The 21439-nt window shown below is 72.2% G+C and carries 19 protein-coding genes; 10 read left to right on the top strand and 9 right to left on the bottom strand.

The features are described from left to right. The first annotated feature begins 41 nt into the window (after window positions 1–41). The 4 genes from G3I77_RS10100 to G3I77_RS10085 all read left to right on the top strand — a co-directional run bounded on the left by G3I77_RS10100 (window position 42) and on the right by G3I77_RS10085 (window position 3531). Window positions 42–1049, top strand: a complete 1008-nt coding sequence (locus G3I77_RS10100) for an NADP-dependent oxidoreductase (protein WP_248502313.1) — start codon at window positions 42–44, stop codon at window positions 1047–1049. Window positions 1050–1075: 26 nt separating this feature from the next. Further along, a complete protein-coding gene (locus G3I77_RS10095) occupies window positions 1076–2128 on the top strand; it encodes an alcohol dehydrogenase catalytic domain-containing protein (protein ID WP_248502311.1) in 1053 nt (350 codons plus the stop codon). Window positions 2129–2196: 68 nt separating this feature from the next. Then, on the top strand, window positions 2197–2802 hold the full coding sequence (locus G3I77_RS10090; RefSeq protein ID WP_248502309.1) for a carboxymuconolactone decarboxylase family protein: 606 nt from the start codon (window positions 2197–2199) through the stop codon (window positions 2800–2802). Between the two features lie 243 nt (window positions 2803–3045). Further along, on the top strand, window positions 3046–3531 hold the full coding sequence (locus G3I77_RS10085; protein ID WP_248502308.1) for a cytidine deaminase: 486 nt from the start codon (window positions 3046–3048) through the stop codon (window positions 3529–3531). A 186-nt stretch (window positions 3532–3717) separates the two neighbouring features. Here G3I77_RS10085 and G3I77_RS10075 read toward each other — a convergent pair whose 3' ends face one another. Then, on the bottom strand, window positions 3718–4227 hold the full coding sequence (locus G3I77_RS10075) for a metallophosphoesterase (RefSeq protein ID WP_248502306.1): 510 nt from the start codon (window positions 4225–4227) through the stop codon (window positions 3718–3720). A gap of 95 nt (window positions 4228–4322) precedes the next feature. On the opposite strand from G3I77_RS10075, the gene G3I77_RS10070 reads away from it, so the two are divergent. The 3 genes from G3I77_RS10070 to rfbC all read left to right on the top strand — a co-directional run bounded on the left by G3I77_RS10070 (window position 4323) and on the right by rfbC (window position 8945). Continuing rightward, window positions 4323–6215 carry a TerD family protein gene (locus G3I77_RS10070; protein WP_248502305.1) on the top strand — a complete coding sequence of 631 codons (1893 nt, stop codon included), beginning with the start codon at window positions 4323–4325 and terminating at the stop codon, window positions 6213–6215. A 173-nt stretch (window positions 6216–6388) separates the two neighbouring features. Then, on the top strand, window positions 6389–8329 hold the full coding sequence (locus G3I77_RS10065) for a glycosyltransferase family A protein (RefSeq protein ID WP_248502304.1): 1941 nt from the start codon (window positions 6389–6391) through the stop codon (window positions 8327–8329). Window positions 8330–8333: 4 nt separating this feature from the next. Continuing rightward, window positions 8334–8945, top strand: coding sequence for a dTDP-4-dehydrorhamnose 3,5-epimerase (rfbC, locus tag G3I77_RS10060; RefSeq protein WP_248502303.1), 612 nt, complete (start codon window positions 8334–8336; stop codon window positions 8943–8945). Between the two features lie 506 nt (window positions 8946–9451). On the opposite strand, the gene G3I77_RS10055 is transcribed toward rfbC, so the two are convergent. The 7 genes from G3I77_RS10055 to G3I77_RS10025 form a co-directional block, all read right to left on the bottom strand. After that, window positions 9452–10255, bottom strand: coding sequence for a class I SAM-dependent methyltransferase (locus G3I77_RS10055; RefSeq protein WP_248502302.1), 804 nt, complete (start codon window positions 10253–10255; stop codon window positions 9452–9454). After that, complete coding sequence (gene rfbD, locus G3I77_RS10050; RefSeq protein ID WP_248502301.1) at window positions 10242–11129, bottom strand: dTDP-4-dehydrorhamnose reductase; 888 nt, start codon at window positions 11127–11129, stop codon at window positions 10242–10244. The genes G3I77_RS10055 and rfbD overlap by 14 nt, the downstream gene beginning before the upstream one ends. Next, a complete protein-coding gene (rfbB, locus tag G3I77_RS10045) occupies window positions 11126–12106 on the bottom strand; it encodes a dTDP-glucose 4,6-dehydratase (RefSeq protein ID WP_248502300.1) in 981 nt (326 codons plus the stop codon). Before rfbB ends, rfbD begins: the two co-directional genes overlap by 4 nt. After that, entirely contained in the window at window positions 12103–13170 is a 1068-nt protein-coding gene (locus G3I77_RS10040; RefSeq protein ID WP_248502298.1) for a glucose-1-phosphate thymidylyltransferase, read from the bottom strand. The genes rfbB and G3I77_RS10040 overlap by 4 nt, the downstream gene beginning before the upstream one ends. Window positions 13171–13274: 104 nt before the next feature. Then, on the bottom strand, window positions 13275–13448 hold the full coding sequence (locus G3I77_RS10035) for a hypothetical protein (RefSeq protein WP_248502296.1): 174 nt from the start codon (window positions 13446–13448) through the stop codon (window positions 13275–13277). A gap of 204 nt (window positions 13449–13652) precedes the next feature. Further along, window positions 13653–14072, bottom strand: a complete 420-nt coding sequence (locus G3I77_RS10030; RefSeq protein ID WP_248502294.1) for a CBS domain-containing protein — start codon at window positions 14070–14072, stop codon at window positions 13653–13655. Window positions 14073–14146: 74 nt separating this feature from the next. After that, complete coding sequence (locus G3I77_RS10025) at window positions 14147–15082, bottom strand: LysR family transcriptional regulator (protein ID WP_248502292.1); 936 nt, start codon at window positions 15080–15082, stop codon at window positions 14147–14149. 155 nt (window positions 15083–15237) lie between these two features. On the opposite strand from G3I77_RS10025, the gene G3I77_RS10020 reads away from it, so the two are divergent. Further along, the gene (locus tag G3I77_RS10020) at window positions 15238–15933 is read left to right on the top strand and encodes a type 1 glutamine amidotransferase domain-containing protein (RefSeq protein ID WP_248502291.1); all 696 of its coding nucleotides are present in this window, start codon (window positions 15238–15240) and stop codon (window positions 15931–15933) included. A gap of 36 nt (window positions 15934–15969) precedes the next feature. Here G3I77_RS10020 and G3I77_RS10015 read toward each other — a convergent pair whose 3' ends face one another. Beyond that, window positions 15970–18417, bottom strand: coding sequence for a SpoIIE family protein phosphatase (locus tag G3I77_RS10015; RefSeq protein WP_248502289.1), 2448 nt, complete (start codon window positions 18415–18417; stop codon window positions 15970–15972). A gap of 186 nt (window positions 18418–18603) precedes the next feature. On the opposite strand from G3I77_RS10015, the gene lanKC reads away from it, so the two are divergent. Then, window positions 18604–21198, top strand: coding sequence for a class III lanthionine synthetase LanKC (gene lanKC / locus G3I77_RS10010; RefSeq protein ID WP_248502287.1), 2595 nt, complete (start codon window positions 18604–18606; stop codon window positions 21196–21198). Between the two features lie 84 nt (window positions 21199–21282). Next, window positions 21283–21396, top strand: coding sequence for a SapB/AmfS family lanthipeptide (locus G3I77_RS10005; protein WP_248502285.1), 114 nt, complete (start codon window positions 21283–21285; stop codon window positions 21394–21396). Window positions 21397–21439: the final 43 nt, after the last annotated feature.

The raw sequence follows: 21439 nt of genomic DNA, 5'->3' as shown, positions 1-21439 counted from the left end.
TACCGACTGGACGGTATGCAGCTGAGGGAGAGTCGCCGCTGATGAGTACGGTCAACCGCCAGATACGCCTGGCCGCACGTCCCGTGGGAGAGCCGCGCCCCACCGACTGGGAGCACGTCGAGGAACCGGCGGGGCAGCCGGGCGAGGGGGAGTTCCTGGTACAGGTGCTCTGTCTGTCGATCGACCCGGCGATGCGCGGCTGGATGAACGCGGGCAGGTCCTACATCCGCCCGGTGGAGATCGGCGAGGTGATGCGCGCCGGCGCGGTGGGCCGGGTGGTCGCCTCCCGGCACTCCGGGTTCGCGGTCGGCGACCATGTGTCGGGCACGTTCGGCGTGCAGGAGTACTGCGTCTCGGACGGGCGCGGGGTGACCAAGGTCGACCCTGCGGCTGCTCCCCTGCCGACCTATCTCGGCACGCTCGGTATGTCGGGCCTGACGGCCTACTTCGGCCTGATCGAGGTCGGGCGTCCCGAGCCGGGGCAGACCGTCGTGGTCTCCGGAGCGGCCGGGGCCGTCGGCAGCGTCGTCGGGCAGATCGCCAAGATCCTCGGATGCCGGGTCATCGGCATCGCCGGCGGCGAGGCCAAGTGCCGCCTGGTGGTGGACGAGTTCGGATTCGACGCCGCGATCGACTACCAGAGCGAGGACGTCCGCAAAGCCCTGCGCGAGCACGCCCCCGACGGCGTCGACGTGTACTTCGACAACGTCGGCGGCGACGTTCTGGACGCCGTGCTGCTGCGCCTGGCGCGCGGCGCCCGCGTCGTGGTCTGCGGCGCGATCTCCCAGTACAACAGCACCAAGCCGCAAGGCCCCGCCAACTACCTGTCGCTGCTGGTGAACCGCGCATCCATGACGGGCATCGTGGTCTTCGACTACGCCGAACGGTACGCGGAGGGCATCGCACAGATGGCCACGTGGCGGGCGGAGGGCCGGCTGAAGTCCTTGGAGGACGTGGTGTCCGGCTCGGTCGCGTCGTTCCCCGAGACCCTGATGCGCCTGTTCCGTGGTGACAACCGCGGCAAGCTGGTGCTGAAGATCGCGGACTGACCGGGCCGAGGGGAGGGAGAGATCCGATGAAGGCACTGACCTACCACGGCCGTCACGACATCCGCTACGGGGACGTCCCCGACCCGGCCGTCACCAGCCCCGCCGACGCGGTGGTGCAGGTGACCGCGGCCGGCATCTGCGGCAGCGACCTGCACATCTACGGCGGCAACGCGTTCAGCCCGGAACTGGGCTACACACCGGGACACGAGTGCGTCGGCGTGGTCGTCGACACCGGCGGCCAGGTCACCCGCTTCAAGCCCGGCGACCGGGTCCTGGTGCCCGCCTCTGTCGGCTGTGCGCAGTGCCGGCAGTGTGCGGCCGGGTTCACCGCCCGATGCGAGCGCGCCACGTCGAGCACGGAGCTCTGCTACGGAGTGAGCCCGAAGCTCCCGGGCAGCCAGGCTCAACTCCTGGCCGTGCCCTGCGCCGACGTCAATCTGGTGCACCTGCCCGAGGACATCTCCGACGACGCCGCCGTCGTCCTCACGGACAACGCCCCCACCGCCTGGTACGGCTGCCGCCGTGCCCGCATCCAGCCCGGTGAGACCGTCCTGGTCGTCGGCCTCGGGCCGGTCGGCCTCATGGCCGCTCAGTCCGCCTTCGCGATGGGCGCGGCACGGGTGCTGGGCGTGGACCTGGTCGCGGAGCGCCGCGCCTTCGCCGCGGGCCTGGGCGTCGAGCCGGTCGAGGGTGACGACGTGCGGTCGGCCATCCGGGAGATGACATCCGGCCGCGGGCCGGACGCCGTGGTGGAGGCCGTGGGTTCCGACGCCACCATCGGGCTCGCCCTCAAGGCCGTCCGGCAGGCCGGCCGCGTCAGCGTCATCGGGGTCAGCCAGAACAAGGCGTTCCCGTTCCACATGTACCTGGCGCAGATCAAGGAACTGGAGTTCGCCATCGGGCTGTGCTCGGTGCACTACGAACTCCCTCCCCTGATCGCCCTCACCCGCGCCGGCCGGCTCCAGCCCGAGGCCGTGGTCTCCCACCACTTCGCCCTCTCCGAAGGACCGGCGGCGTACGAACTGTTCGCAGGCCGTTCCGACGGCGTCCGCAAGATCGTTCTCGACCCGGCCGGCTGACCACTCCGGGCCTTCCACTCGCTGAGTGCGGTCTCCTAGGGTGAGCCCCTCGGAGACCGGAGGCCGCCATGCCACAGCGCCACGAAGCCGCCCGACCGACCCGTCCGCGGCTGACGCCGCTGCCCGAAGCACAGAGGGACCCGCGGACCCGGGAACTGCTGGCCCTGGCTCCCCAGGATCCCGGGGGTCAGATCCCGAACATCTTCACCACGCTCGTACGCCATCCCGATCTCTACGAGCAGTTCATGCCGTTCGGCGGCCAGTTGCTCGTCAGCGGCCGACTGCCGGGAGAAGTGCGCGAGTTACTGATCCTGCGCACCGCGTGGAACACCGGCTCACGGTACGAGTGGGGGCGGCACCTCCCCCTGGCCAGGGCCGAGGGCGTCACGGACGCGGACATCGACCGCATCGGCGAAGGGCCGGAGGCACCCGGCTGGACGGACCTCCAGAGGCACTTGATCCGCGCGGCGGACGAGCTGAACCGCGATGCCGCGATGTCCGACGCCACCTGGGAGGGCCTGTCAGAGCACTTCGACGAGGCCGAACTGATCGAGATCGTCATGCTGGTGGGGCAGTACCACATGGTGGCCTTCTTCCTGAACGCCACCGGTGTGGAACTGGAACCCGGTTTCGACAGCACCGGCTTCGCGGAGAGGGAAAGGAACGACAGGTGAGGGGCGCCCCGGTCCTCGCTGCGGAAGCGCCGACTCCAGTGCCGCGTCAGGCACCGTTTGCCCTCTTGTATGTGGCGCGCCGCCAGACGGCCGGGTCAGCGACGTGATCCACAACTTCCAGGCCGACGACTTCGATTCCCTGTGTCCGAGGTACAAGGGTGCTCGGCCGAAGACCCTGATATTCGCTTGCGCGCCATCGTCACTCGGGCCAACGTCGCCTGACACCACACGAAGGCGGGCAAGATGACCAGGCAGACCCACGGCGTCGACCACGAACTCATCCAGGCCGCGGCCGATGTCGCGCGCACCCGCTGCCGGGGCGAAAACCACACCATGGCGGCCGCGGCCCGCGCCCGGGACGGCCGCATCGTCACCGCCGTGAACGCCTACCACTTCACCGGAGGCCCCTGCGCCGAACTGGTCCTCATCGGCGCGGCGGCGGCCCAGGGCGCCTACGACCTGGACACCATCGTCGCCGTGGGCGACCGCGACCGGGGAGTGGTTCCCCCGTGCGGCCGGTGCCGCCAGGTCCTTCTCGACTACTTCCCGGCCATCGACGTCATCGTCGGCACAAGCGACCGCCTCCGAGCCGTTTCCATCGCCGACCTGCTTCCCGAAAGCTACGTCTGGGCCGACCACCAACTCGACCCCGAGCAAGCTCACCACTCAGCACGAGCTGACACCACGGGCGGAAACAGCGCGAACGTTGCCCGATGCGGCGCTGGATGAGTCGCTGCGAGCCGTCGCCGGTCGGTCTGCGGCCCCACGCCGAGATCATCGGCGAGGTGGTGAGGTCCAGACGTCCCGCCTCGACGGCGGTGAGATGCCCGTCGATGCCTCGGACTGCCGGTTGTCCGGGTGGTACCCCTCGTCCTGAGCCGTGCGGCGATCATGTCACGGGCCCGGCCGGGCGGTTCAGAGCGGTGCGCGGGGCGGCAGACGGTGCAGTTCCACGTCGGTGAGCAGCCCGCCGGCGACCGTGGCGGTCATGTACGTGCAGTGCGGCTGGCGGCGGCGGTCCGTCGGGGAGCCCGGGTTCAGCAGGCGCAGGCCGGTGGGGGCCGTGGTGTCCCAGGGGATGTGGCTGTGGCCGAAGACCAGCACGTCCAGGCCGGGGAAGCGGGCGGCGCACCGCTGTTCCCGGCCCTGCCTGGCGCCCGTCTCGTGGATCACGCCGAACCGCACCCCTTCGAGTTCCGCGTACGCCACCTCCGGCAGCCGGGCGCGCAGATCCGGCCCGTCGTTGTTGCCGTACACCCCGACGAGCCGGCGACAGCGGGCCTCCAGCAGGTCGAGCGTCTCCGTGTCGACCCAGTCCCCGGCGTGGAACACGACGTCGGCGTGGGGGATCTCGGCGAGCAGGGGGTCGGGAAGGACCTTGGCACGCTTGGGCAGGTGGGTGTCGGACATCAGGAGCAGTCGCACATCATCACCCTAGAGGGTGTCGTTCAATGTCCACTTATACGGATGAATCGACATCCGGGTTGAAGGGCCGGTGAAGATCCCTCCATCCTTCCTCCATGTCTCTCCTCTCCCCTGCCTTCGATGCGTCCGGCCTGCGCGACTACGCCTACGACTGGGCGGTGGTCGACGTGGAGACGTCGGGGCTGGTCGCCCGCCGCGACCGGGTGCTGTCCCTGGCCGTCGTGACCCTGGGCCCGGACGGGGAGCAGACGGACGAGTTCTCGACGTTCCTCGACCCCGGCTGCGATCCGGGGCCGGTCCATGTCCACGGGCTGACGTCCGAGAGGCTGCGCGGTGCGCCGGTCTTCGACCGGGTCGCGCCGCGGATCGCTGCGATGCTGAGGGACCGCGTGCTCGTCGCGCACAACGCCCAGTTCGACTACGACTTCCTCGCCCACGAGTTCGCCCGTGCCGGCGCCGCGCTGCCGGTGGCCCGTCGCCTGTGCACCCTCGCGCTGAACCGCCGGGTCGATCCGCCGACCGAGGACCTCGGACTGGGCACGCTCGCCGCCCACTACGGCGTCCCCCAGGTCAGGGCCCACGACGCGCTCGACGACACCCGGGTGCTGGCGGGCGTACTGCGTGCCTCGCTGCGGGAGGCGGCGCGCCTCGAACTGCCGTTGCCGTTCGTGTCCTGCCCGCCCCGCCAGGACCCCCGGTTCGCTCCCCGGACGCCCAAGACGCCGTGCGCCTACCGCAATCCGGGGCGGCCGGAGCCGGGCGGGCCACTGGTGCAGGGCATGAAGGTCGCGATCACCGGTGAGACGCTGACGCCGCGCGCGGAGCTGGAGCGGCAGGCCGTCGAGGCCGGGCTGAACGTCATGGCATCCGTCAGCCGGCACACCAGCGCACTGGTCACCAACGACGCCTCGTCCGGCTCCGGCAAGGCACGTCGCGCGCTGGCCGAGGGGGTTCCGGTGCTCGACGAGTCCACGTTCGTCAGGCTGCTGGGGGACGTACGGCCGGGGACACCGCACGAGCGGACACGAAACTCGGAAGCGGCGATCGCCTCGCCCGCGACGCCCCCCGCCCCGGCCGGCACCCCCCAGCCGGTCCAGGAGCCCATGCCCTCCGCAGTCCTCATCCCCGGGCCGGCGCCGGCGGCAACGTCCACACCACCGCGTCCGGCACACCCTGCCGCCCAGGGCCGTCCCCTCTCCGGGCGGCGCGTCCTGGTGCTCGGTGGCACGCACCCCGATGCCGTCGCGGCCCGCGGCCGGATCGTCGAGCTCGGCGGGGCAGCGGCGATCAACCTCTCCTCCAGCGTCACCGACGTCGTACTCCTGGCGGGCGGCGAACGGGACCGCCGGATGAAGCGGATCACCGCCCTCGCCTTCCCCACACACGAGGCACCGTGGCTCGACGCCCCGGTCATCACCCCCCTCGCCCGGCAGGGCGGCGGGCCGGCGGCACCGCGCGTCCTCCCGCGCGGCGGTGTCATCGACCTGCCTCAGCCGAGCGGATCCGCCGCGGTCCCCTGGACCGTCACCGCGACCTGGGCGCAGCAGACGTCGTGCGAGATCGACGTGGTCGCCTTCGTCGTCGACGAGGACGAACAGGTCTGCTTCGACGAGGACTTCGTCTTCTACGGCGCGCCGGAGAACCCGGGCGGGACGGTGCGGCTGCACAGCGACGGGCCGACCGAGCAGACGATCGGTGTCGATCTCGCCGCACTGCCGCCCTCGGCCCGCAAGGTCGTGGTCGCCGCCGCCATCGACGGCTCGCCCACCTTCGGGGACGTCGGCGCGATCCACATCAGCTCCGGTCCGGGCCCCAGCGCCGCACCTCTGGTCCAGGCCACTCTGGACGCCGCGACCACCGAGCGCACCCTGCTGCTCACCGAGCTCTACCGCCGCGGCCCGCTGTGGCGCCTGCGAACCGTGGGGCAGGGGTACGACCAGGGTCTGGGCGCGCTGGCCCGGGGCTACGGTGTGGATGTCGCCGACTGAAGCGCACTTTGACCGCGAACAGACAGACAGCGCAGCTCAGTTGCCGTGCGGGGGGAGATGATCACGGCCAGGTCTCGAAAGGTGAGACCGCATCGCCGACCGGGTTAGCATCGGGCAACACGCAGTACAACAGGACGTCTACGGCAAGCGACCCGAAGGGGCCCGGAAACCCGATGCCGGTCAAGGTCAGCGTCATCGTCCCCGTGTACAACCCGGGGATCTACATCGAGGACTGCATCTCCTCGCTGCAGCGGCAGTCGCTGCCGCCCGACGAGTTCGAGGTGATCTTCGTCGACGACGGCTCGACCGACGAGACCCCGGCCCGGCTCGACGCGCTCGCCGCCGAGGACCCCCGGATGAAGGTCATCCACCAGGAGAACTCCGGCTGGTCGGGCAAGCCCCGCAACGTCGGCATCGAGGCCTCCCGGGGCGAGTTCGTGATGTTCGTCGACAACGACGACTACCTGGGCGACGAGGCCCTGGAGCGGATGTACGACTACGGCGTGGCCAACGGCGCCGACGTCGTCGTGGGCAAGATGGCCGGCAAGAACCGCGGGGTGCCGGTGGAGCTGTTCCGCCGCAACCACCCGCGTGCCACCGTCGAGAACGCCCCGCTCATCGACAGCCTCACCCCGCACAAGATGCTCCGCCGGGCCTTCCTGGACCGCATCGGCCTGCGCTTTCCCGAGGGCCGACGGCGCCTGGAGGACCACGTCTTCGTCGCCGAGGCCTATCTGCGCGCGGAGAACGTCGCCGTGCTCAGCGACTACGTCTGCTACTACCACATCCGGCGGGACGACGGCTCCAACGCGGGCTTCGAACGCTTCGACCCCGTCGGCTACTTCGCGAACCTGCGCGAGGCCCTCGACGTCGTCGAGGAGTACACGGAGCCCGGTCCGGTGCGCGACCGGCTGTTCCGGCGCTGGCTGCGCGTGGAGATGGTCGAGCGGCTGCGTGCCCGGCGCTTCCTGAACCTGCCGGACGACTACCGCAGGGAGCTGTTCGGGGAGATCCACGAGGTCGTCGTCGAGCGCTTCGGGCCCGGTGTCGCGGCCGGTCTGCAGCCGACGCAGCAGGTCGTCGCCGCGTTGACGGCGGCCGACCGGTACGACGACGTGGTGGCCTTCGCGGAGTGGGAGGCGGGCGTCGCCCCCAAGGCGACCCCCGGGGACATCGAGTGGCGCGACGGCTCGCTCCGCGTCGGCTTCACGGCCGAGTACCTGTCCGGCGGCGAGCCGATGCTGTTCCCCGCCGCATCCGAGGCGGCGCCGCTGACCGATGTGCCGAAGGACGTGCCCGAGGCGGTGCGGTGGGTGGCCTCGGAGACCGCCGCGCGGTTCGGGCAGGCCACGGCCGATCTGCTGCTGCGGGAGCGCTCCAGCGCCGCGCAGTACTTCCAGCCGGTGGAGTTCACACGCGAGACCGTGCCGGTCGGGGACGGTGAGGAGGTCCGGCTGGTGCTGCGGGCGACCGCCACGATCGATCCGGCCGAACTGCCGCGTGACGGCGCCTGGGACGCACTCGTCCGGGTGAAGACGGGCGGCTGGACCAAGGAGTGCCGGCTGGGTCCGGCACCGCGCGAGGACCGGCCCGGGCCGGAGGCGGGAGTCGTCGGCGACCGCCCGGTCCTGCCGTACTGGACCGAACCGCACGGCAACCTCTCCCTGGAGCTCGGCGCGCGCGGCAAGCGGCTCGGGCTGGGCCGCGTGCAACTGGGGGACGTCGCCGTCTCCGGGGTGCGGTTCCGTGTCCTGCTTCCGCTGCACTCCCCGGGCGACACGGACGTGCGGCTGAGGTTCGTCTCCTCCCGCCGGATCCTGGAGGTGCCGGGCACGCTCTCCCCCGACGCGGACCGGCCGGGCTCGGTGCTGGAGGCGGAACTGCCCCAGGATCTCTCGGACGAGGTCTGGCGCGTGGCCGTGTGCCTGAACCCGGGCGCCGACCAGGCTCGCTTCACCGGTCTGCCGTTCGCCCTGCGGGCCGGGGGCGGCAGCGTGCTGGTGACGCCGGTGCCGGGGCCCGGTGTCGCGCTGCGGCTGGCCCGGCGCGCCCGACGCGTACTCGGAGCCGCGCGCCGCACGGTGAATTCCCGTATCAGGACCGGAGAGCGGTGACGGCATGCGACCCCTGGGGATAGCAGGCGCCTGGGTTCTGGAGCCCAAGATCTTCCCGGACGACCGGGGCAGCTTCCACGAGTGGTACCGGGGTGCGGAGTTCCGCGAGGTGACGGGGCACGACCTGTCCCTGGCCCAGGCCAACTGCTCGGTCTCGCGGCGGGGCGTGCTGCGGGGTGTGCACTTCGCCGATGTGCCGCCCGGCCAGGCCAAGTACGTCACGTGTGTACGCGGCGCCGTCCTGGACGTGGTGATCGACATCCGCGTGGGCTCCCCCACCTACGGGCAGTGGGAGTCCGTGCGGCTCGACGACGACACACGGCACGCGATCTTCCTCGCGGAGGGCCTCGGCCACGCCTTCATGGCCCTCACGGACGACGCGACGGTGGTCTACCTCTGCTCGGAGGGCTACGCCCCGGGCCGCGAACACGGCATCCACCCCCTCGACCCGGCCCTGGGCATCGAGTGGCCCGAGGGCATCACTCCGCTCCTCTCCCCCAAGGACGAGCAGGCCCCGACCCTGGCAGAGGCGGAACGGCAGGGGCTGCTTCCGTCGTACGAGGCCTGCCTGGCGTACTACGCGGAACTGCGGGGGCGGGCCGCGGACGGCGACTGACGGCTGAGGCAGGCGGAGGGGCGTGGGCCCAGGTGTACCCGGGCCCACGGTGCTCTGCGGGCCGGGCGGGCGCGCCCTGCGCCGTCGGCAGGCCGGCCGGGGCGGACACGGCGGCCGAAGGCGGTGGAGACCTGGGGCGGCGGGGACCCCGGGCTGGGCCGTGTGGGCCGGCGCGCCGCGGGTGACCGCGGGCACGGGCTGCACGGCCAAGGGCTGCACGACCAACTCGTTCAGCAGCCGTCGGCCGGTTCGGCCAGGCGGCGCGGCTCGCCGCCGCCCGCGGTGCGGAAGCCGGTGGAGCCGTTCCGCGTCACCCGCGGTCGTCGAGGCCTTGCGCGCGGCTGAGTGGGCACCCCGACGGGCGCCGCGGCCCGGACGTTGCCCCGCGGCCGAGCCTCTGGACACACCGCAGGCCCAGACGCGTGCAGCGTCCGGGCCTGTGCCCCGGAAGGCCGGGAAGGTCGTCGGCGCCGGCCGCCCCCCGGGGGGGTGGCCGGCGCCGTCGTTCAGCGGCTCACGCCGACCTGCTGCAGGGCCTTGCGCAGGGGCTCCCAGCCGATGGAGCGGGGCAGGCCGCGATTGCGGGCCTGGGCGAGGGGGCGCCAGAAGCCCGCTTCCAGGAGCGTCTCGGGGCGGACCGCGCCGGCCCGCTCCAGGATCGCCTCGGGGACCTTCTGCGGGTCGGGGATCTTGTACTCGGCCATGATCTCGTCGTACTTGTCGTGCAGGACCCGGTTGTCCGGGTCGGCGCCGAAGACGACCAGCTGGCCGGTGGGGGCGGTGTCCACCTGCACCGTGACCAGGTCGGGGCGGTAGCGCGCCAGCACTTCGGTGATCTTGTAGACGTCACCGGTCCAGGCATTGGTGTGCCGGTCCCGGGCCGCCTCGTCCACGCTGCGCGGCAGCATGTCGTCGAGGACGATCACGCTGGACCAGTCCGAGTACTTCTCGACGTTCATGAAGTCGCGCAGCGCGAACTCGAACAGGTGCATTCCGTCGATGAACGACAGATCCAGGGTCGTTTTGCGCCAGTAGCCGATCGGGCTGCGGCCGCGGCGCAGGTTGCGCAGCGGGTGACGGCCGCCCTTGAGGTGCTGGAGCGGGTTGTCGCGCGCGAAGAAGTCGTCGCTGGTGGCCTTCACCAGGTGGACGTCGCACCTCAGCTCCGAGACCACCTTGAAGGCGGGGTCGATCGCAATGCTGGGGACGCGGGACAGCGTCAGGCTGCGCCCGTCGTTGACGCCGATCTCCAGGTAGTTGCGATTGGCGCTGACCTTGTGCAGTTCCCGGAGGAACTCATGGCGTTTCACGAAGAAGACCTTCCTTGCGGATGCGGGGCAGTGCTTCGTGCAGGGCGGAGCGCCAGTCGCGCGGCAGCGGCAGGCCGATCTCCTGCCACCGTGGGTGTGCGAGGGCGCTGTACGCCGGGCGGGGGGCGGGCCGGGGGAAGGCCGCGCTGCTGGTGGGGCGGACCCGGTCCGGGTCGGCGCCGATGAGGGAGAACACCTCGCGGGCGAGGTCGTACCAGGTGGCCTCGCCGGAGTTGGTCGCGTGGAAGACGCCGTGCGTCTCCGGGCCGAGCCGGGGGCCGAGGTCGGCGATCCGCTCGGCGACGTCAGCGCTCCAGGTGGGCTGCCCGCACTGGTCGTCCACGACGTCGAGGGTGTCGCGGCGGGCTTCCAGACCGATCATGGTCCGGACGAAATTCGAGCCGTGGACGCCGTAGAGCCACGCCGTGCGCACGATCGCGCTCGCCCCGGGGAGCTCTTCCCGTACGGCCCGCTCCCCGGCCAGCTTGGTGCGGCCGTAGGCGGTGCGCGGGCCCGTCGGATGGTCCTCCGGGTAGGGGGTGGTGCGGGCCTCGCCGGAGAAGACGTAGTCCGTGGAGACGTGGATCAGGCGGGCGTCGTGCGCGGCGCAGGCCCGGGCCAGCAGACGCGGGCCGTCGCCGTTGACCTCCAGGGCGCGGGCCTCCTCGGTCTCGGCGTCGTCGACGGCCGTGTAGGCGGCGCAGTTCACGACGAGTTCGGGGCGGTGCTCCCGGACGGCCGCGTCGACGGCCGAGGGGCTCGTGATGTCCAGGGCGGCGCGGTCGAGGCCGACGACGGTCTCGCCGCGCCGCGTGAGTTCCTCGACGACGTCACGGCCGAGCATCCCGCCCGCCCCGGCGATCAGCCACCTCATGCCTGCTCCTGGGCGACGCGCCGCTTCAGGGGCTCCCACCAGGCCCGGTTGTCGCGGTACCAGGCGACGGTCTCGGCGAGGCCGGTGGTGAAGTCGTGACGGGGGCAATAGCCGAGTTCGTCGCGGGCCTTGGACCAGTCGACGGAGTAGCGCAGGTCGTGGCCCTTGCGGTCCTCGACGTACTCCACCCGGTCCCAGTCCGCTCCGCAGGCGTCCAGGAGCAGGCCGGTGAGTTCCTTGTTGGTGAGTTCGGTGCCGCCGCCGATGTTGTAGACCTCGCCGGGCCGGCCCTGGGTGCGGACGAGGTCGACGCCCTGGCAGTGGTCGTCGACGTGCAGCCAGTCGCGGATGTTGCGGCCCTCGCCGTACAGGGGCACCTTGTGGCCGTCGAGGAGGTTGGTGACGAACAGCGGGATGACCTTCTCGGGGAACTGGTGCGGGCCGTAGTTGTTGGAGCAGCGCGTAACGCGCACGTCCAGGCCGTGGGTGCGGTGGTAGGCCAGCGCGAGCAGGTCGGAGGAGGCCTTGGAGGCCGAGTAGGGCGAGTTCGGTTGCAGCGGGTGGTCCTCCGGCCACGAGCCGGACTCGATGGAGCCGTAGACCTCGTCGGTGGAGACGTGCACGAAGGGGCCCGTGCCGTGGCGCAGGGCGGCGTCCAGCAGGGTCTGGGTGCCGAGGACGTTGGTGCGGACGAAGTCGGCGGCGCCGCTGATCGAGCGGTCCACATGGGACTCGGCGGCGAAGTGCACGACCTGGTCCGCGTCGGCCATCAGCTTGTCGACCAGCTCGGCGTCGCAGATGTCGCCCTGTACGAACTCCAGCCGCGGGTGGGTCAGTTCGAGGTTGTCGAGGGTGCCGGCGTAGGTGAGCTTGTCCAGCACGGTGATGCGCGGCGCGTCGGGCGCGTCCGAGGCGAGAGTTGCGCGGACGTAGCGGGAGCCGATGAACCCGGCGGCGCCGGTGACGAGGAGGTTCATGAAGTGATCTGCACCTTGCTGTGATCTCCGAGGACGAAGCGGTGGGCGCTGGGGACGCTGGGGGCCGGGGTCACCTCGACGTGCCTGCCGATCAGCGAGGACTCGATCCGGCCGACGCCCTGGATCGAGGAGTCCCGCAGCACGATCGAGAACTCCAGCTCGCTGTCCGTGATCCGGCAGTTCTCCGCGACGGAGGTGAAGGGACCGACGTAGGAGTTGCTCACGAGGGTGCCCGAGCCGATGACGGCGGGCCCGACGATACGGGAGTTGACGATCCGCGCACCCTCTTCGACCACCACCCGCCCGATGGTCTCCGACGTCTCGTCCACGTCGCCGTCGATACGGCGCTCCATCACTTCGAGGACCGTGCGGTTCACCTCGAGCATGTCGTCGACGTTGCCGGTGTCCTTCCAGTAGCCCTTGATGACCGTGGAGCGCACGTCGGCGCGGGTGTCGATCAGGTGCTGGATGGCGTGGGTGATCTCCAGTTCGCCGCGCCAGGACGGTTCGATGGCGCGGACCGCCTCGTGGATGCGGGGCGTGAACATGTAGACGCCGACCAGCGCGAGATCGCTCTTGGGCTGGTCGGGCTTCTCCTCCAGGCCGATCACCTGGCCGGACGGGTCGAGTTCGGCGACCCCGAAGGCGCGGGGGTCGGCCACCCGCGTGAGCAGGATCTGGGCGTCGGGCCGGTGGTCGCGGAACTCGTCGACGAGGCCGGTGATGCCGCCGACGATGAAGTTGTCTCCGAGGTACATCACGAAGTCGTCGTCACCGAGGAAGTCCCGGGCGATCAGTACCGCGTGGGCCAGCCCGAGGGGCCGCTCCTGGGGGATGTAGGTGACCTTGAGGCCGAACGTCGACCCGTCCCCCACCGCTTCCTCGATCTCCTCGGCGGTCTCCCCGACGATCATGCCCACGTCGGTGATGCCGGCCTCGGCGATCGACTCCAACCCGTAGAACAGCACGGCCTTGTTGGCCACGGGCACCAGTTGCTTGGCCGACGTGTGGGTGATCGGCCTCAGCCGTGTTCCTGCACCGCCGGACAGCACGAGAGCCTTCATTCGGTTCACCTTAGTCGTGATCCGGCGGATGTGAACATCGCTTCTTTTGGTTGTCGATGCGCGCAGTTACTCGGATCGTCACCGCGCGGTCGTCCGGGGAGGGATCAGTCCTCACCCCGGACGATGTTCCACTCCGCCCCGGAGTGCGCGGCCCCCTGGGCGCTCCGGTCCTCGACGGCGGGGAGGCAGGTCCGCAGCGCGGCCTTTCCGCGCAGGCGGCGTGCCTTCGACCAGCCGGTCTCGTGCTGACGGGCGACGGGCTTCTCACTGGTGTCCATGGACTCCACGACTCATCATCTTCCTTCTGCTTCCACTGCTGTTCGAGTCCCCCGCGAAAAACCGAACAAACCCGGACCGCAACGCTCGTGCTCCACTGTCGAACTCCCCTTCTCCTGTCCGGTGTTCAGCAGTCGTGCTCGCACGACGTACGACGGTCCCGCGCACGGCGGGGTGCGCGGGACCGTCGGGCGGGTCGCTGTTCGTCAGGCGTTGGGGCGCGCGGCGCTGATGTCGCCGAGCGCCGACTCCGGGTCGCGCTCCATGGCCATGTCGCCCAGGGAGACGATGCCCACGGGGTGCCCGTGGTCGACGACCGGGATGCGGCGCACGGAGTGCTCGCGCATCAGCTCCACCGCTTGGGCCAGGCCCTCGTCGGGGCCGACGGTGACCAGCTCGTCGCTGCACGCGCCGGCGACGGTGATCCGCTCGGGGTCGCCGCCCCGGCTGACCGACCGCACCACAAGGTCACGGTCGGTGACCAGACCTCGCAGATGGTCGCCGTCCGTCACCAGGACGGCTCCGAGGTCCTCGTCGCGCATGATGCGTGCCACCTCGGCGACGGAGGTCTGCGGCTCGACGGTGACCGGGTCGCCGGTCATGATGTCGCGGACATGCTGAGCCATGACGTTCCTCTTCCTTCGGCTCGTGGCGGTTTCTCCTTCCTGCGCCGCGGCGGGTACCCGGCACGTCCGCGGCGTCACCAGGTACGGCCGGCCTCCAGCAAACGGTCACGGACGAGAGCCACGTGCGGGTTGTCCGAGGTGCCCGGCCGCTGGACGAGGAAGCCGGTGTTGATCGGCGCGTCCTCGGGGGCGTCGAGGAGGACCAGGGCGCCGGACGCCAGTTCCCCGGCGCACAGGTAGCGCGGCAGCACGCTGAAGCCGGCACCGGCCGTGACCAGTGCCAGGACGGCCCGCAGGTCCGGGACCGAGACGGCGGCGCGGCAGTTCAGGCGCCGGCCGAAGACGTGCCGCCAGTAGCGGCGCACGATGGGCAGGTCCTCGGCGTACGTGATCAGCGGGATGTCGTGCAGCGCCGCGGGCCTGTCGGCGGTCGGGCGCTGCGCGACACGGCCGGCCCAGGCGGGGGCGGCGACCAGGACGAACTCCTCGTCGGTCAGAGGCACCGCGGACAGGGTGCGACCGCGGGGCCGGGTGGTGGCGATCACGAGGTCGTGGCGGCCGGCGCGCAGTTCGTCGAGCAGGGGTTCGGTCAGTCCCATGGCGACGCGCAGCCGTACGCCCTCGGTGACGAGCGGGGCGAGGGCGGGCAGAGCCCGGGTGGACAGCAGCTCGGCGGGACCGGCCAAGTGGACCGGCTCGGCGCGTGACTCCTCCCGGGGGCCGTGCCCCGTGGCCTCCGCGAGCGCGTCGAGGGGGGCCGCGACACGGGCCGCGAGTTCGTCGGCCACAGCGGTCGGGGCGACGCCGCGCGGCAGCCGTTCGAACAGCTCCCGGCGGGTCTGCCGCTCCAGCGAGCGGATCTGCGTGGTGACGGTCGGCTGGGACAGGCCCAGCAGGTGCGCGGCGGCCGTGAAGGAGCCGGACCGGTAGACGGCGAGGAAGGTGCGCAGCAGGTTGAGGTCGTACTGCGCGGGCGTGCCGGTCGCGCCGAGGGGGTCGATGGGGCTCACACAAGGCGACCCTACCGCGCTCCGCCATTGGAATCCCTATGGCTGCCATTGAGTGTGCCATTGGAGAAGCGGCGGTCCGGGCGTCTACGGTCGTCACCGTCCGAGTCATCGCCGCGCGCTCCGGCCGCGGCCCGTCCCACGGAGATGCACCCACCATGTCGAAGATCCTCTTCGTCGTCACCGGCGCCGACACCTGGACCCTCGCCGACGGCACCGCGCACCCCACCGGCTTCTGGGCCGAGGAGGCCGTCGCCCCGTACGAGGCGTTCCGGGCCGCCGGCCACGAGGTCGTCGTGGCCACGCCCGGCGGTGTCGAGCCCACCGTCGACCGCGCCTCCCTCGCCGCCGAGGTGAACGGGGGCCAGGAGAACGCCGACCGGATCGCGAAGGCGCTGGAATCCTTCACCGAGCTGCGGCACCCCGTCCGTCTCGAGGTCGTCCGGCCCGAGGACTACGCGGCCGTCTTCTACCCCGGCGGCCACGGCCCGATGGAGGACCTGGCCGTGAACGCCGACTCCGGCCGGCTGCTGGCCCGTGTCCTGGAGTCGGGCAGGCCGCTCGGTGTCGTCTGCCACGGTCCGGCCGCGCTGCTGGCCGCCGTCGGGGATGACGGCACCAACGTCTTCGCCGGCTACGAGGTCGCGGCGTTCACCAACGCCGAGGAGATCCAGGGCGGCCTCGCCGACCGCGCCGAGTGGCTGCTCCAGGACCGCCTGACCGAGGCCGGTGTGACCGTACGGGCCGGTGAGCCGTGGGCCCCGCACGTGGTCACCGACCGCAACCTGGTCACGGGCCAGAACCCCGCGTCGTCGGCCCCGCTGGCGCAGGAGATGCTGAAGCGGCTGGGCTGAGCCGCCGGGGCCGCCGGGCCCGGGCCGGACGGGTGCTCAGCGTCCCAGCACCAGTTCCGCCCACACCTGCTTGCCGCCGCTGACCGGCAGGGTGCCCCAGGTCGCGGAGAGGGCCTCGACGAGCAGGATGCCCCGGCCGCCGGTGGCCTCCCAGCCGATGCTGGTCGGTCTGACCGGTGAGCGGGGGGAGGCGTCGGCGATGGCGATACGCAGACGGTTGTTGACGAGGGTCAGGTCCATCCGGACCTTGCCGTCGGTGTGGACCAGGGCGTTGGTGACGAGTTCGGAGACGACGAGGAGCGCGGCGTCGTAGTCCACGGTGACGCCCCAGGAGCGCAGGGTGCGCCGGGCGAAGCGGCGGGCGTGCCCGACGGCCTGCGGCACCCGCCAGACCGTCCAGCTCTCCCGGAGCGGGCGCAGTTCCATGCCGTCGTAGCGCATGAGGAGCAGGGCGACGTCGTCGCTGCGCGGGGCGTCGCCCAGGAGGGCGTCGGCGGCGAGCCCCAGGTCGGTGGGGGCCGCGTCGGCCAGCCGCTCGGCGAGATGGGCCATGCCCTCGTCGATGTCGGCGTCGGGCGTCTCGACGAGACCGTCCGTGGCCAGGGCGATCACGGTGCCGGGCGGGAGCCGGAGCGGGCTCATGGGGAAGTCGGCCCGGGTGACCACCCCGAGGGGCGGGCCGCCCTCGGCCTCGGCGATCTCGGTCCGGCCGTCCGGGTAGCGCAGCACCGGCGGCAGATGCCCGGCGCGCACGCACCAGGCGGCCCCCTCCTCCAGGTCGACGTCGACGTAGCAGCAGGTGGCGAAGAGGTCGCTCTCCATGTCCATGAGGAGCCGGTTGGCGTGCGCGACCACCACGTCCGGCGGGTGCCCCTCGACGGCGTAGGCGCGCAGGGCGGTGCGCATCTGCCCCATGAGGGTGGCGGCGCCGGCGCTGTGGCCCTGGACGTCGCCGATGACGAGGGCGACGTGGTTGTCGGGCAGCGGGATGACGTCGTACCAGTCGCCGCCGAGCTCCAGCCCCGCCGTGCTGGGCAGGTAGCGGGCGACGGCCACCGCGCCCGGCAGCCGGGGCAGGCTGCGCGGCAGCAGCTGGCGCTGGAGCATGCCGACGAGTTCGTGCTCGGCGTCGAAGGCCCGGGCCCGCACCAGAGCCTGTCCGGCGAGGCCGGCGCAGGCGGTGAGCAGCGCGCGTTCGTCGGCGCCGAAGTCGTGCGGGGTGTCCCAGCCGATCAGGCAGGCACCGGCCATGCGGTTCCCGGCCGGCAGCGGCAGGACGGCGAGGCCGCCGGGGCCGACCTCGGCCAGGGCGCGTTCCAGGGGGCTGCCGGCGGGCCAGATGCGGGCCCGGCCCTCGCGCAGCGCGGCGGCGAGGGTGGGCATGGCGCGCACGGGTGCGTCGGGCCACTCGGTGCGCCACTCCGACCGCCACAGCTCGGGCCAGGCCTCGGGCTCGGGCGGGTCGAGCACGGTGACGACGAGCCGTTCGCTCTCCAGCTCGGCGAGCGCGATCCGGTCGGCCCTGAGCGGCCGGCGCAGCGCGGCGACCACGGCCTTGCCGACGTCGCGGACGGTGACGGCGGTGGCCAGCGCGGCGGCCAGGCGCTGGACGCGGGCGACGTCGGTGACGTCGGAGCGCAGGGTGGAGACGTCGACGACCGTGCCCACGAGCCGTGCCGGGCGGCCCTCGCCGCCGGGCAGGAGGCGCCCGCGCAGCCGGAGCCACTTCGGCGGGCCGGTGGGCTGGAGCACCCGGAACTCCAGCTCCCGGTCGCCGATGGACATGTGGTCGGCCTCCACCACGGACATCAGCGACGGCAGGTCCTCGGGCACGGTCAGGCTGAGCAACGTCTCGACGCGGCCGTCGAACTCCACGGGGTCCAGGCCGAACAGGTCCAGCAGGTCGTCTCCGGCCCGGACGCGGCCGGTGTCCATGGCGAGGCTGAAGACGCTCGGCGGCAGGTCACCGGCCTCCGCGGGCGTGGCCGGGGCGGTGAAGGCGACCGCGTCGGAGATGAGTCCCAGGCATGCGAGGTCGTCGGCGGTGAAGCCCTCGGGGCGCTCGCTCACGGCCAGCAGGCAGCCGCCGTCGCCCTGCACGGGAAGGGCCGTCAGGAAGAAGTCCCCGGACGGCACGCGCCGCGCCTGGGCGTGCTCGGCGAGTTCCGCCGGGCCCAGTGACACCGGTTGTCCGCCGCGGTGTGCCTCGGCGACCGGGGACCGCCCGGCGCGCGGGTAGCTGTCGCGCAGTCCGTAGAGCGTCCTCGGGACGCCGGCCGACTCCATCAGGCAGAGCAGTTCGCCGTCCTCGCTGGGCGCGTACACGGCGGCGAGCGCCGCACCGGAGAAGACGAGTGCCTGCTCGAGGACGCGGCGCAGTCGTTCGGGCGACTCCTGATCGGCTGCGATCGCCTTGAGGGCACCTTCGGCACGCGACGTTCGCGTTCCGCGCTCCCGGGCGCCCTGACTGACCACGTTGGCCATTACAGCGCTAATGAGACACCTGCGCAGCCCCTGTGGGCGTTCCGTGGTCGAGCGCCGAGGCGGGCGCTCGAAAGAAGCCGAACATGTCTTAACGCATGCGTTCCGCACGGTGTTCTCGTGACAGGCGTGACTGTGCGTGCCCGGGTGGTGGCTGGAAAGCTCGGTTTCCGTCACGGAGGGGGACGCATGGACAAGCGGTACGAGGTGTACGCGCTGGCCGACCGGCATTTCTACGAGACGCCGGACCGGCTGGCGCGGGGCGGGCAGGGGACAGCCGCCCACCTCTACGAGACGGCCCGCCGGCCGCTGCCGGAGGGCTGGGAGTCGGCCCGGATCGGCGACTGGCTGACGATGACGCCGCTCGGCCCGGACGGCGAACCGCTGCAGGGCCCGGCCCAGGGATGGAAGATCCACGCCTCGGCGACCCGGGCGAACGCGGAGGAGATCGCCCGGATCGTGTGGGACTACTGCGTCGAGCGGCGCGTCCCCTTCAAGTTCGTGCCGGGCCCGCACCTGCTCCACCTGCGCAACACCAAGTACGCGCCGCGCGACGGCAGTGGCAAGTTCGTCACCGTCTACCCGGCCGACGAGGAGCAGCTGCACCAGGTGCTGCGTGAGCTGGGCGCGCTGCTGGAGGGTTTCGAGGGGCCGTACATCCTCACCGACCTGCGCTGGGGTGAAGGCCCGCTGTACGTGCGCTACGGCGCCTTCGCTCGCGCCTTCGTCGTGGACGAGCGGGGCTCGCTGGTGCCGGCGGTGCGGGACGGCGAGGGGCGGCTGGTGCCGGACCGGCGGTCGCCGTCCTTCCAGGTGCCCGAATGGGTGACGCTCCCGGCGTTTCTCCAGCCGCATCTCGACGCGCGGAACAACACGACGACGGGCGAGCTGCCGTACCGCATCGAGAAGGCGCTGCACTTCTCCAACGGCGGCGGTGTGTACGCGGGCACCGACACCCGTGACGGGCGCAAGATCGTCCTCAAGGAGGGCCGGCCGCACGCGGGTCTCGCCTCGGACGGCGCCGACGCGATCGCCCGGCTGGAGCGGGAGAAGCAGGCGCTGGAGCAGGTCGCGGGCACGGGCGTGGTCCCGGAGGTGCGCGACTGGTTCGAGCTCGGCGGGCACCGCTTCCTGGTGATGGAGTTCCTGGAGGGCCGTCCGCTCAACTCCTTCTTCGCCGAGCGGCATCCGCTGCTCACGCAGGACCCCGACGCGGAGGCCGTGGCCGCCTACACGGCATGGGCCCTGCGCATCCACCGCAAGGTGGAGGAGGCCGTGGCGGCGGTGCACGCCCGGGGCATCGTCTTCAACGACCTGCACGTCTTCAACATCATGGTCGCCCCGGACGAGGAGACGGTGTTCCTCCTCGACTTCGAGGCCGCGGCCCCGGCCGGGGAGAACGGCCGCCAGGTCGTCGCCCACCCCGGGTTCTTCGCGCCGCCGGACCGCCGGGGCGCCGACATCGACCGCTATGCGCTGGCCTGTCTGCGGCTGGCCCTGTTCCTGCCGGTGACCACGCTGTTCGTGGTCGACCGCGGCAAGGCGGCACATCTGGCCGAGGTGATCGCGGAGCAGTTCCCGGACGTGCCGCGGGAGTTCCTCGACGAGGCGGTCACGGAGATCACCCGGGAGGTGTCCGGCCGTACGCCGGCCGCGTCCTCCTCCCCGGTGGACCCGGGCGACTGGCCGTACAGCCGCGACTCGATGGTCAAGGCCATCCTCGCCTCGGCCACCCCGGAGCGCGACGACCGGCTCTTCCCCGGCGACGTCGCCCAGTTCTCCGACGGCGGGGGGCTCGGGCTGGCGCACGGCGCCGCGGGGGTGCTGTTCGCGCTGGACGCGGCCGGCGCCGAGCGGTACGAGGAGGGCGAGCGCTGGCTGCTGGACCGGACGGCACCGGCCCCGGTCGGCACCCCGCTCGGCCTGTACGACGGGCTCGCGGGCGTCGCCCTGGTCCTCGACCGGCTCGGGCACCGGCAGCGGGCGCTGGACCTGGTCGAGGGCATCCTCGCCGAGCGGTGGCAGAACCTCTCCTCCGACCTGCACGGCGGACTGGCCGGGCTGGGCCTCGTCCTCGGGCAGCTGGCCCGTACGACCGGCGAGGCGGAGCTGGGCGAGCGGGCCCACGAGGCCGCGCGGATCCTCGTCCAGCGCCTCACCGAGCCGGTCCCGGCCACGCCCCGGCGGCGCGCCGGACTGCTGCGCGGCGCGAGCGGCACGGCGCTGCTCATGCTGCGCCAGTACGAGTGGACCGGCCAGGAAGCCTGGCTGGAGGCGGCGGCCGTGGCCCTGCGCCGGGACCTGGAGTCCTGCGTGACCCGCGAGAACGGGTCGCTGGAGGTCGACGAGGGCTGGCGGACCCTGCCCTACCTCGGCGCCGGCAGCGCGGGCCTCGGCATGGTCCTCGACGACCTCGTGGCCCACTCCCCCGGCCTCGCCGCGGAGTTCGAGCCGTCCCGTTCCGGTGTGCTCACCGCGGCCACCTCACGCTTCTACGCGCAGCCCGGGCTCTTCCAGGGCCGCGCGGGAATGATCCTGCACCTCAGCCGCACGACCACGCCGGGCGCGACCGAGGACCGGCTGGCCGGGCAGATCGCCGGGCTCGGCTGGTTCGCGATGGCGTACCAGGGCCAACTGGCCTTCCCCGGGCACCAGATGATGCGGCTCTCCATGGACCTCGCCACCGGAACGGCAGGGTGCCTGCTGGCACTCGGCGCGGCCCTCGACCCGGCGACCGACGCCCACCTGCCGTTCCTCCCGCCGCCGGGCAGGCGGCCCCACTGACGCGGTTCCGCGATCCCGCGGAGTCGTGACACCACCCCGTCCCCACGGATGACCACGGACGGACACCCTATGGAAGGACACACCATGGCACTTCTCGACCTGCAGACCATCGAGACCGAAGAGCGCACGGAAGGCGGCAACAGCACGGTGAGCCTGCTCTCCTGCATCAGCGCCGCGAGCGTTCTGCTCTGTCTCTGACCTGCGGTCTGCTCGCTCCGGGCGGTCCTCTCCCTTCGGGGAG

It is taken from the genome of Streptomyces sp. D2-8 (assembly GCF_023184515.1).
Classification (GTDB): domain Bacteria; phylum Actinomycetota; class Actinomycetes; order Streptomycetales; family Streptomycetaceae; genus Streptomyces.
Note: the sequence above shows the minus strand (reverse complement) of the source record. Positions and strands in the feature narration are given on the sequence as shown.

Excerpts from the sequence above, each read along its gene's own strand:
- G3I77_RS10100 (WP_248502313.1), top strand. The coding sequence starts at position 42 with ATGAGTACGGTCAACCGCCAGATACGCCTGGCCGCACGTCCCGTGGGA.
- G3I77_RS10095 (WP_248502311.1), top strand. The coding sequence starts at position 1,076 with ATGAAGGCACTGACCTACCACGGCCGTCACGACATCCGCTACGGGGAC.
- G3I77_RS10090 (WP_248502309.1), top strand. The coding sequence starts at position 2,197 with ATGCCACAGCGCCACGAAGCCGCCCGACCGACCCGTCCGCGGCTGACG.
- G3I77_RS10085 (WP_248502308.1), top strand. The coding sequence starts at position 3,046 with ATGACCAGGCAGACCCACGGCGTCGACCACGAACTCATCCAGGCCGCG.
- G3I77_RS10070 (WP_248502305.1), top strand. The coding sequence starts at position 4,323 with ATGTCTCTCCTCTCCCCTGCCTTCGATGCGTCCGGCCTGCGCGACTAC.
- G3I77_RS10065 (WP_248502304.1), top strand. The coding sequence starts at position 6,389 with ATGCCGGTCAAGGTCAGCGTCATCGTCCCCGTGTACAACCCGGGGATC.
- rfbC (WP_248502303.1), top strand. The coding sequence starts at position 8,334 with ATGCGACCCCTGGGGATAGCAGGCGCCTGGGTTCTGGAGCCCAAGATC.
- rfbD (WP_248502301.1), bottom strand. The coding sequence starts at position 11,129 with ATGAGGTGGCTGATCGCCGGGGCGGGCGGGATGCTCGGCCGTGACGTC.
- rfbB (WP_248502300.1), bottom strand. The coding sequence starts at position 12,106 with ATGAACCTCCTCGTCACCGGCGCCGCCGGGTTCATCGGCTCCCGCTAC.
- G3I77_RS10040 (WP_248502298.1), bottom strand. The coding sequence starts at position 13,170 with ATGAAGGCTCTCGTGCTGTCCGGCGGTGCAGGAACACGGCTGAGGCCG.
- G3I77_RS10035 (WP_248502296.1), bottom strand. The coding sequence starts at position 13,448 with ATGGACACCAGTGAGAAGCCCGTCGCCCGTCAGCACGAGACCGGCTGG.
- G3I77_RS10030 (WP_248502294.1), bottom strand. The coding sequence starts at position 14,072 with ATGGCTCAGCATGTCCGCGACATCATGACCGGCGACCCGGTCACCGTC.
- G3I77_RS10020 (WP_248502291.1), top strand. The coding sequence starts at position 15,238 with ATGTCGAAGATCCTCTTCGTCGTCACCGGCGCCGACACCTGGACCCTC.
- G3I77_RS10015 (WP_248502289.1), bottom strand. The coding sequence starts at position 18,417 with ATGGCCAACGTGGTCAGTCAGGGCGCCCGGGAGCGCGGAACGCGAACG.
- lanKC (WP_248502287.1), top strand. The coding sequence starts at position 18,604 with ATGGACAAGCGGTACGAGGTGTACGCGCTGGCCGACCGGCATTTCTAC.
- G3I77_RS10005 (WP_248502285.1), top strand. The coding sequence starts at position 21,283 with ATGGCACTTCTCGACCTGCAGACCATCGAGACCGAAGAGCGCACGGAA.